The sequence below is a fragment of the Flavobacterium sp. B114r genome (assembly GCF_056824125.1).
Window position 1 is genome coordinate 5,405,419 of sequence record NZ_CP124858.1, and the last position, 11,279, is coordinate 5,416,697.

Annotated in this window: 6 protein-coding genes, 4 tRNA genes and 1 rRNA gene; 2 read left to right on the forward strand and 9 right to left on the reverse strand. The window is 36.4% G+C overall.

Annotation, left to right across the window (positions count from 1 at the left end):
• Positions 1-40: 40 nt before the first annotated feature.
• From QLQ94_RS22495 to QLQ94_RS22530, 8 genes are all read right to left on the reverse strand, one after another.
• A tRNA-Ala gene (locus QLQ94_RS22495) sits at positions 41-114 on the reverse strand.
• A 100-nt stretch (positions 115-214) separates the two neighbouring features.
• A tRNA-Ile gene (locus QLQ94_RS22500) sits at positions 215-288 on the reverse strand.
• A gap of 126 nt (positions 289-414) precedes the next feature.
• A 16S ribosomal RNA gene (locus QLQ94_RS22505) occupies positions 415-1,928 on the reverse strand.
• Between the two features lie 1,171 nt (positions 1,929-3,099).
• A tRNA-His gene (locus QLQ94_RS22510) sits at positions 3,100-3,173 on the reverse strand.
• A 281-nt stretch (positions 3,174-3,454) separates the two neighbouring features.
• Positions 3,455-3,528: transfer RNA gene (locus tag QLQ94_RS22515), tRNA-His, on the reverse strand.
• 76 nt (positions 3,529-3,604) lie between these two features.
• Complete coding sequence (bshB1, locus tag QLQ94_RS22520) at positions 3,605-4,321, reverse strand: bacillithiol biosynthesis deacetylase BshB1 (protein ID WP_482498587.1); 717 nt, start codon at positions 4,319-4,321, stop codon at positions 3,605-3,607.
• A gap of 58 nt (positions 4,322-4,379) precedes the next feature.
• Positions 4,380-5,471 (reverse strand): chorismate-binding protein, encoded by a 1,092-nt coding sequence (locus QLQ94_RS22525; RefSeq protein ID WP_482498589.1) that lies wholly within the window; start codon positions 5,469-5,471, stop codon positions 4,380-4,382.
• 3 nt (positions 5,472-5,474) lie between these two features.
• Positions 5,475-5,906 (reverse strand): PaaI family thioesterase, encoded by a 432-nt coding sequence (locus tag QLQ94_RS22530; protein WP_083692961.1) that lies wholly within the window; start codon positions 5,904-5,906, stop codon positions 5,475-5,477.
• Between the two features lie 220 nt (positions 5,907-6,126).
• Here QLQ94_RS22530 and QLQ94_RS22535 point away from each other — a divergent pair, with 220 nt between their 5' ends.
• Positions 6,127-7,641 carry a hypothetical protein gene (locus tag QLQ94_RS22535; protein WP_482498591.1) on the forward strand — a complete coding sequence of 505 codons (1,515 nt, stop codon included), beginning with the start codon at positions 6,127-6,129 and terminating at the stop codon, positions 7,639-7,641.
• Positions 7,642-7,993: 352 nt separating this feature from the next.
• On the forward strand, positions 7,994-9,859 hold the full coding sequence (locus QLQ94_RS22540) for an endonuclease (RefSeq protein ID WP_271338413.1): 1,866 nt from the start codon (positions 7,994-7,996) through the stop codon (positions 9,857-9,859).
• Positions 9,860-9,930: 71 nt separating this feature from the next.
• On the opposite strand, the gene QLQ94_RS22545 is transcribed toward QLQ94_RS22540, so the two are convergent.
• Positions 9,931-11,151, reverse strand: coding sequence for an IS4 family transposase (locus QLQ94_RS22545; protein WP_482498592.1), 1,221 nt, complete (start codon positions 11,149-11,151; stop codon positions 9,931-9,933).
• Positions 11,152-11,279: the final 128 nt, after the last annotated feature.

Below are 11,279 nucleotides of genomic sequence, written 5' to 3' on the forward strand. Positions count from 1 at the left end.
GTCTATATTCTTTTTCTATATTCTATCTCCTTAAAGATAGTGGAGAATAACGGAGTCGAACCGTTGACCTCCTGCGTGCAAGGCAGGCGCTCTAGCCAGCTGAGCTAATCCCCCTTTTTAATTAAAAATTAAAAATCGTGAATTAAAAATTATGAACTATTTGATCCTTAATCTTTCAACTTCTAAAATTTCCTTCTTTTTAAGCATAAAATAGTTGTCTCGGACAGACTCGAACTGTCGACCCCTACATTATCAGTGTAGTACTCTAACCAGCTGAGCTACGAGACACTCTTATTCTTAAAATTTATTATTTGAACTAACAGCAAGAGTAAAATAGTCTTAAAATCAAAACCTATAAAGCTTCTTCTTTTTTCCTCAGCGTGTTGATAAATCAACTAACACTTGAGGCTCTAGAAAGGAGGTGTTCCAGCCGCACCTTCCGGTACGGCTACCTTGTTACGACTTAGCCCTAGTTACCAGTTTTACCCTAGGCAGCTCCTTGCGGTCACCGACTTCAGGCACCCCCAGCTTCCATGGCTTGACGGGCGGTGTGTACAAGGCCCGGGAACGTATTCACCGGATCATGGCTGATATCCGATTACTAGCGATTCCAGCTTCACGGAGTCGAGTTGCAGACTCCGATCCGAACTGTGACCGGTTTTATAGATTCGCTCCTGGTCGCCCAGTGGCTGCTCTCTGTACCGGCCATTGTAGCACGTGTGTAGCCCAAGGCGTAAGGGCCGTGATGATTTGACGTCATCCCCACCTTCCTCACAGTTTGCACTGGCAGTCTTGTTAGAGTTCCCGACATGACTCGCTGGCAACTAACAACAGGGGTTGCGCTCGTTATAGGACTTAACCTGACACCTCACGGCACGAGCTGACGACAACCATGCAGCACCTTGTAAATTGTCTTGCGAAAGATCTGTTTCCAAACCGGTCAATCTACATTTAAGCCTTGGTAAGGTTCCTCGCGTATCATCGAATTAAACCACATGCTCCACCGCTTGTGCGGGCCCCCGTCAATTCCTTTGAGTTTCATTCTTGCGAACGTACTCCCCAGGTGGGATACTTATCACTTTCGCTTAGCCACTGAGTTTGCACCCAACAGCTAGTATCCATCGTTTACGGCGTGGACTACCAGGGTATCTAATCCTGTTCGCTACCCACGCTTTCGTCCATCAGCGTCAATCAATTAGTAGTAACCTGCCTTCGCAATTGGTATTCCATGTAATCTCTAAGCATTTCACCGCTACACTACATATTCTAGTTACTTCCTAATAATTCAAGTCTAACAGTATCAATGGCCGTTCCACCGTTGAGCGATGGGCTTTCACCACTGACTTATTAAACCGCCTACGGACCCTTTAAACCCAATGATTCCGGATAACGCTTGGATCCTCCGTATTACCGCGGCTGCTGGCACGGAGTTAGCCGATCCTTATTCTTACGATACCGTCAAGCTACTTCACGAAGTAGTGTTTCTTCTCGTATAAAAGCAGTTTACAATCCATAGGACCGTCATCCTGCACGCGGCATGGCTGGATCAGGCTTGCGCCCATTGTCCAATATTCCTCACTGCTGCCTCCCGTAGGAGTCTGGTCCGTGTCTCAGTACCAGTGTGGGGGATCTCCCTCTCAGGACCCCTACCCATCGTAGCCTTGGTAAGCCGTTACCTTACCAACTAGCTAATGGGACGCATGCTCATCTTTTACCGTTGTGACTTTAATTATAAAATGATGCCATTTCATAATACTATGAGGTATTAATCCAAATTTCTCTGGGCTATCCCTCTGTAAAAGGTAGATTGCATACGCGTTACGCACCCGTGCGCCGGTCTCTAGTTCCGAGGAACTATACCCCTCGACTTGCATGTGTTAAGCCTGCCGCTAGCGTTCATCCTGAGCCAGGATCAAACTCTTCATCGTATATTGTTGATCTGATTACTCAGATCGTATTGTTATTCGAATCAGTCTCTATCGGTTCTTTTTCAATCTCTCGATTATCTTACTCTTTATTCTTTTGTTTTAACATCTCTGTTAAAACGGCTGTCAATTCAATATGTCTACGAACGTGTCTTCTTTTTTGTCTCGCTTGTTTCTCAAAGCGGGTGCAAAAGTAGAAAATTTATTTTCAACTGGCAAGTAAATTTTGAAGTTTTTTTTAGAAAATTTCTTTTCCTTTTCTTCTCATTTTCCAACCAATCTATCAATGAACTTCCGTTGTTTTGCGGGGTGCAAATGTAACATCTGTTTTCAAATCTCACAAGCTTTTCAGAATCTTTTTTAGAAAATAAATTTCCGTTTTGATCAGTAAGGCTTGTCAGTATTTCAGTGAACGTCTGTCGTTGTTGCGGGTGCAAAAGTAGGTGGTTTGTTTACATTTACAAGCCTTTTTGTTCTATAATTTCAATGTTTTTACAAACTTTTTCTTAACACTCTGATAACACCAACCTTAACCATTGTCCTTTTTTTGACTTTATCGGAATTTTCGTAAGCACATTGTGCTTTTCATAATAACAACACTTGAAGAACCGCCATTTTTATGAACTTTACAGACTTATCGAGGTTTTTCTATCACTTTATAATAGTAATCACATATTAGTTTCGGCTCCCTGCGCCGGGGCTTGCCTGATTATACCTCGAAGACACGAAGATTCTTTTGCTTTACCTTTGAATAAGGCACTAAGATTTGCTCCCATACCTATATACACTATATTTCTAATTAAGAACAACTGGCCTTGCCCCGATAGAAATGGAAATCCTTTTGCTTTTTTCTTTAAAAAGTAAAAGATTGAAATGCATAGCGAGATGAAGCTCCTAATTCATATTTCAAAACCAGAATCTCACTTACTACAACTAAATAAGACACTCCTAATATACACCTAAAATTCATCCCGTATATTAAACACAAAGACAACAAGCCTGACAGTTTCCTAACACTATCAGGTTCACCCTAAAACCACTCTTATATATAGGTAAAAAAATCACAATACGAATACACATAAACCTAAACCCACACAACCGGGCTTCATTTTTACTGAGAAAAAATTAAGCGCACAAAAAAAGCCTTGAATTTCTTCAAGGCTTTAAATTTCTGGGTGGCTGACCGGGTTCGAACCGGCGACCCTCGGCACCACAAACCAATACTCTAACCAGCTGAGCTACAACCACCATTTTTCATTGCGGTTGCAAATATACAACAAAGGTTTACTTCTACAAAGAAAAAAGATTTAAAACCGCAAATACAAAATACGAAAATGCTTTTTCCGAAATAAAATGATACATAAACCAAACCATAACAACCAATAAACCTATACTTAAACGCCATCCTTTTTCAACTTACAAAAAAGCATACATATAATTATTGCAGGGATTTAGAATTTAGATCTATTAAAACCTAAAATTATAGGCACAAAAAAAGCCCTGAATTTCTTCAAGGCTTTAAATTTCTGGGTGGCTGACCGGGTTCGAACCGGCGACCCTCGGCACCACAAACCAATACTCTAACCAGCTGAGCTACAACCACCATTTTTCTTTGCGGTTGCAAATATACGACAAAGGTTTACTTCTCCAAAGAAAAAAATGAAAAATTTTCATCAAAATTACATCAAATTTCCTAAGCTATTGACTGCCAAACACCTTTCAACAGTGAACCCTTCAGCAAAATCTTTACCAACTAGTCTCCCTAAGTCTTGGGCACGATAATTTAGACTTTCAAAAAAGTTCTTACTCGTAATTGGCGTTACAGGTTCTTTTGAATTTGGGTCATAAAACTGGGTTTTATACGCCATAATTGCTTCTACTTTTTTCTCTTCAAAACCAGTAATATCAACTACAAAGTCAGGTTGGATATTTTTCCACTGAATATAATGATACACTACTCTTGGTCTCCAGGCTTCTTGGTTTTCTCCATCAACCGAAGTTTCAATTTTCATCAAACCTGATAAAAAGCAAGCATCAGAAACTAATTTACTTCCTTTACCGTGATCAATATGGCGGTCATCAATTGCATTACACAATACAATTTCAGGCTTATACTTTCGAATCATTTTAATAACTTCCAACTGATGTTTTTCGTCGTTCATAAAAAAACCATCTCTTAAACCTAGATTCTCACGTACTAAAACCCCTAAAATTGCAGCTGCATCATTCGCTTCCTTATCTCTGGTTTCTGCCGTTCCGCGCGTTCCTAATTCGCCACGTGTTAAATCAACGATACCTACTTTTTTGCCAAGAGATATTTCTTTTAAAATTGTTCCCGCACAACCCAATTCTACATCATCCGGATGTGCCCCAAAGGCTAATATATCTAATTTCATGTTTTTTGTTTGTTTTGTTTCAAGTTTTAGGTTTCACGTTCTGTTGGCAACTTGAAACCTAAAACTTAAAACCTTTTTTTAACAATTTTGAGTTCAACACTCTTTTCATCGTCATTGATTTATTGACGCTTTCCCCCCATTCGTTTTCAGGTATGCTTTCTTTTGTAATGCCACAACCCATATATAGAATGGCTTTGTTTTCCTGAATTTGCATACTGCGTAAATTTACAAATAAATCAGAACTAATGTCATTATTCGCAAAACTGCTGTTTAATTCACCCAGAAAACCAGAATAAAAAGTCCTGTCGTAATTTTCGTTTTCTATAATAAATGCTTTCGCCTTTTTCTTTGGCAAACCACAAACTGCAGGCGTTGGATGCAAAGTATCAATCACCTCTTCAAGCGTAGAATTGCCATTCAATACTCCTGAAATATCCGTTTTAATATGCCAGATTGATCCTGCCCTCAGACTATAAGGTTCTGTAACATTAACCGAAGCGGCAACTTCACGTAATCTTTTTACAATAAAATCAGTTACATATTGCTGTTCGTCTTTTTCTTTTTGCTGCCAGAGAATTTCAGTTTCAGTAGTTGCTTTTTGAGTTCCTGCCAAAGCCGTAGTTTCAAAAACATTTCCGTTCGCTTTTAATAATTGTTCCGGTGTTGCCCCCATCCAAAATCCAATTTCAGGATGAAAAAAGCAATATGTAAAAGTCGTTGGATACAATTCGATCAAATGCTGAAAAGTTTCGACAAAATCAAATGCTGCCAAATCAACCTTTTCGCTTCTGGACAAAACTACTTTCTTGAATTCTTCGTTTTTGATCGCTGCAATTCCTTTCGAAACTAAATCTTTATATTGGGTTTTAGCATCCTCATCAAAGCTTAAATCTTCAATTTCGATAGCTTCAAAAGAAAGATCTTCCTGTTCTGTTGTTATAATTTCAGATTCATTCTCCGGAATCAAAACCAATTGTTTTTCATCAAAAGAAGCAAAAACAAAACCTTTTTCTTTATAATTGGAGATTTTATATAAAGTATCATTTTGCTGTAAAAGCCCAAAAACACTTCTAGAATTAGGTTTAGAATACATCACAAAAGGCAAATGCTTGTTGTAATGATTTTTTATTTTAGAAAAAAAGTCATTCATGATCTATTCTGTTTTCTTTTTTTCCAAAACCATATTTGTTAGTTTGCAAAGCGAAATAAGATTTCCAGCTTCATCCGTGATTTTAATTTCCCAAAGATGAATACTTCTTCCCTTATGAATAATTCTTGCTGTACCAAAAACCCAGCCTTCACGAATACTTTTTAAGTGATTTGCCGAAATTTCAATTCCGCGCACTTCTTGTTCCTTTGGATCAATAAAAAAAAACGATGCCGCACTTCCTACACTTTCTGCCAAAGCTACAGAAGCACCTCCGTGCAAAAGCCCCATTGGTTGGTGAACAGACGGATTTACCGGCATTTTAGCGGTTAGAAAATCTTCACCGGCATCAATATATTCTATTTTTAGCGTTTCCATTAGCGTGTTTTTCGAAAATTCATTGCAACGCGCTAAGATTTGCTCCTTTGTATAATTCATTAAAATGGAATTTAAAATCGTAAAATTAAAGAAAAGAAGAGATACAAATTGGAAAATGCAATTCTAAATTAAAAATCAACTTTAATCATGTAAGTTTTTTGTTATTTTTACACAAACAATCAAGATCAATCTAAGGCTGAAATGCAATATCTTTTTACTACAGATTATACACATAGCTACGGATTAAATTTACACAAAAAGTGTAAAAAAACTATTTTAAATGCGTCAATACTTTATATTTTTCATTTTCGGAATACTTTTAACAACCAGCTCTTGCAGAACTGATTTTTATACTGTTGCCAGTTCCGGAAATTTAAAGTTTTCAAAAGATACTGTTTATTTAGATACTATTTTTAAAAATATTGGCTCGGCTACGTATCAACTTAAAGTATACAATAAAAGCAAAGATGACATTTCGATTCCAACGATTCAGCTTAAAAATGGTTTAAACTCTAAATACCGAATGACGGTTGACGGAATGAGCGGAAACAACGGTAAAATTTTTAAAGATGTAACACTTTTAGCTAAAGACAGTTTGTACATTTTTATAGAAACCACCGCCGATATTACAGATGCCAACCCAACTGATTTTTTATACACAGATCAGATTCAATTTGATAGCGGAGCTAATCTTCAGGAAGTTGCTTTAGTAACTTTAATTCAGGATGCTGTTTTCCTTTATCCAAAAATTAACTCTGATGGAACTAAAGAAAAAATTCAAATCGACGGTAAAAGTTTTGATGGTTTTTACCTGGATGAAAACGATCCTATTAACGGCAATGAATTACTATTTACAAATAAGAAACCTTATGTAATTTATGGATTCGCAGGAGTTCCCGTAGACAAAACAGTTACTTTTCAAGCAGGAACACGCATATTTTTCCATGCTAATTCCGGACTTTATGTAGATAATAAGGCATCCCTACAAATTAACGGAACTATATCTACAACAGATAAATTAGAAAATGAAATTATTTTTGAGGGAGATCGGCTAGAATCTCTTTATGCCAATATTCCCGGACAATGGAATTCTGTTATTCTCGCAAATGGAAGCAAAAATCATTCAATCAACCATCTTACTTTAAAAAATGCCATTTCGGGTTTAAACATAAAAAGCCCTGACAACGCCACGATTCAAATCAAAAATACACAAATTTACAATTGTGCCGAATATGGAATCTTAGCTAAAAATGCGAATATTAACGGAGAAAACATAGTAATAAACTATGCCGGCTTATCAAGTTTATCCTGCATTTATGGCGGAAATTATGTTTTCACACATTGTACTTTCAATAATAACTGGCAGAACACTTCTCATTTCGCCGTTAATCTAAGCAACATTTTAGTCGGTGCTAATCCTGAAACTAACCCGCTAACACAAGCAACTTTTAACAATTGTATTATTTACGGATCCAGTACAAACGAATTCAATTTGAATAAAAGCACAAATGCTGCGTTTGTTTACCAGCTGAATAATTGTTTATTGAAATTTAGCAATTCTACTACCAATCCAGATTATCAGTTTAAAACTGATGCGGTTCATTATAATCAGATTATTCTAAATGAAAACCCTAAGTTCTTTAATGTTTCACAGAACAAGTTTAACATTGACAATGCTTCTGCTGCTTTCGCGAAAGGAAATCAGATATATGTTATTCCGATAGATATTATCGGAAAAAACAGAACTTCCCATCCGGATCTAGGAGCTTATCAGAGTGCAGCTTTCACTAAATAACTTTGTTTTTCCATCATATAAGTAATATAGTTAATTTAAGTTTTTTTGAACGCAGATTACGTGCTATTTGTAATTTCAACGAAGGAGAAATCACACTAGTTGATCTATAACGATTGTCGATATTCTTTGATGAGTTTCGTGTGCGATTTCTTGTTCCTCAAAATGATAAACTTAGCAGTAAAAAACCTTTGCGTCTTAGTGCCTTTGTGGCAAAAACCACCCGTAAGAAAATTTTTCTAAAATTAAACATCACTTAACGTAGCATATCCCTAAAAGTAGTATTTTTGATACAATAATAAATTAAAAACCTATATTTCAATTTATTAACAACCCAAATCTTAAACTACTATTTATGAAAAAAAATTACTCATTACTCTTATTGCTATTTGTTACGGTTGGTTTTTCGCAAATTCCTTCCGGTTATTACAATACAGCAACCGGAACTGGTTACACTTTAAAAACCCAATTGTACAACATCATAAAAGGACATACTGATAACGGATATGCAGGATTGTACACCACATATCAAACCTCTGATGTTGATAATTTTTATGAAAATGATGGAACTGTTTTAGACATGTATTCAGAGAATCCATCAGGAACAGATCCTTACAATTACTCTACCGGAAGCACACAACGATGTGGGAATTATTCTGCAGAAGGCGATTGTTATAATAGAGAACACATTATTCCGCAATCGGTATTTAATGAGCAATCTCCAATGGTTGCAGACGCTCATTTTATCACTCCAACTGATGGAAAAGTAAACGGAATGCGCTCTAATTATCCACATGGAACTGTTAGTTCAGCAACTTATACTTCTCAAAACGGAAGCAAATTAGGATCAAGTTCTGTATCTGGATATTCAGGAACTGTTTTCGAACCTGTAAATGAATTTAAAGGAGATATTGCCCGAATGTATTTCTACTTTGCAACCCGTTATGAAAATACGGTTGCAGGATATACGTATGCTATGTTTGATGGCTCAGGCAACAAAGTTTTTACAACGGCATTTTTGAATATTCTTTTGGCCTGGAATGCGCAAGATCCGGTAAGTGCGAGAGAAATTGCAAGAAACAATGCAATCTACGCCCGCCAAAATAACCGAAATCCGTATATTGATCATCCGGAATATATCAATCAAATTTGGGGTGGTACTGCTCCTTCCGGAGATACTCAGGCGCCAACTGCTCCAACGAGTTTAGCTTCAACAGCAACAACAGCAAGTTCTATTTCGGTTAGCTGGAATGCTTCAACAGATAATGTAGGTGTTACAGGTTACGATGTTTATGTCAACAGCGTTTTAAAAACTACTGTTTCTGGCATAACTGCTACAATTACCGGATTAACAGCTTCAACGAGTTATTCTATTTATGTAAAAGCAAAAGATGCAGCCGGAAATATTTCTTCGTCAAGCAACATTGTTTCTCCCACAACAAATGCAAGTGGCGGAACCGGAGGAACAGCAACAGAATTACTTTTCTCTGAATATGTTGAAGGATCAGGAAATAATAAAGCTTTAGAAATTGCTAATAATACAGGAAGTTCAGTGAGTTTATCAACGTACACCGTAAAAAAACAAACGAATGGCGACGGATCTTGGAGCACTGGTCTAGTTTTAAACGGAACATTAACATCAGGAAGTAAATTTACGATTGTAAACAGTTCAATGGCTGCAAGTTGTTATGCGACAACTTCAGCCAATATTTCTACGACCGCAACGGAACTGACTTTTAACGGAAATGATGCCGTAGGTTTATTCAAAAATGGAGTTTTAATTGACATCATCGGAACTTTCAACGGCGGAACTGCCAACTTTGCTGCTGATGTTACTTTAAGACGAAAATCAACTGTTACTTCTCCATCGACAACATTCAATATAAGTTCACAATGGGATTCATTTTCCGCAGACACTTGTTCAAATTTAGGAGCTAAAAAAGCTAAAGTTGAGTCTATCGAGACGGAAGAAGAAACGTTTACTGGATTAAACGGATTGGTTTTATATCCAAATCCAACCAACGGAAACTTCAACATTTACTTTGATATTATTAATTCACCTTATTCTATCGAGATAATTTCAATTTTAGGTCAAAAGGTATTTGAGAAATCGAATATTACTGATTCATTATCGACGATAAATAATTTGCCAAAAGGCATCTACATTGTTCGTATTAATAGCGGTTCTGAAACTTTTAATAAAAAGATCATTATCAACTAATTAAAAACGAGTGCTTACTACATTTAAAAGCGGCAATATTGCTAGTAGTGGTCGGAAGAAATTCCGGCCACTTATGTTTTAAAGACTTTTGAAGGATCTCCCCCGGAGAGTGTTACCATTATTGCTGTAATTAGCTCTCTTAATTCCATAACAAACCTTCTTTTAGCTGTTTTATAACCAAGGTTGTTTGCTTTCTTGTAAATTAAAACTAACATCGCTACAATTAGAGTCATATAAATCATGACTTGTATTCCATTTTTGCTGAGTGATACAAGATGACTAACATTGAGCTCTTGTTTTATAAACCTGAAAAAGACTTCAATATCCCATCTTCTTCTATAATAATCAGCAACTTCTTTGGCTGTAAGTTCAAAATCATTAGTTATAAACCAAAATTCTTTTTCTGGATTTTGTTTGTTTTTTACAATGACCAATCTGAATTTAGTTTCAACTATTTCTTCTCTATAATGTGTGTTTCCTCGTTTGTTTTTAATTGGAGTTCCTGTATAGAGATTGATAATGCTGTCTTTTATTAAGAGGTTTTCTTCGATATCTAAATCTTGATTTTCTTTGATTAGGGATTCTAACTCTTCATGCTTACGATTTTCTCTGGCTCTGATTACAAATTTGACATTCTTTTGGTCAAAATCCTTCATAGTACGGGTGGATTGAATACCTCTGTCAATAATATAAATATTACGATGTTGAGCATCTTTTTCGACCTGCTTTAAAATAGCCTCGGGGAGTGCAATATCCTCAGATGAATAACTCTGAGTATTAAACACTTCTGCACCTGCCGGAAGAATCCCATCAAAGGAAACACTATATTTCACAAGCTTTTTACCGGTCTTTTGGTCAATACCTTCTCTGAGTTTTCCCACAGCTTCTGAAACAATTGTACTGTCAACGCGTATTAAATTGTACTTGTCTCTTTCTGCTTGATTATAATTCTCTGAGAAACGATCATACATGTATTCAAAAATTTCTTTGAAATAACCCGCATCAATCTTCGATAATCTCTCAGAAATAGAACTTCTCCTGACTGTTTCAGATTCCTCTAGATTGAAAATAGTTTTAAAACCGGAATAATTAAAAGTATCTTCTAATGTGCGCTGACTGAGTTTCTCATTGTCTAGAATAGCATACAGAAGTAGGTAAAATACTTTTTTACCATGAAGTACTTTTGAATAATGGTCTACTTTTGTACTAGTAGAGAGATGTGACAAGAGTGCTTCAGGAATAAAACCTAGCAGCTCATTAACGCATACTTTGTGATCTTTAAAATTTGCCATAAATTACTGATTTACGGCAATAAATATACAAACAAGATTAATCCTGTTAAGAATAATTTGTTAAGAACAAGACAAAAAAAAGTCGGAAGAAAAATCTTCCGACCATGACTACAATATTGCCGCTTTTT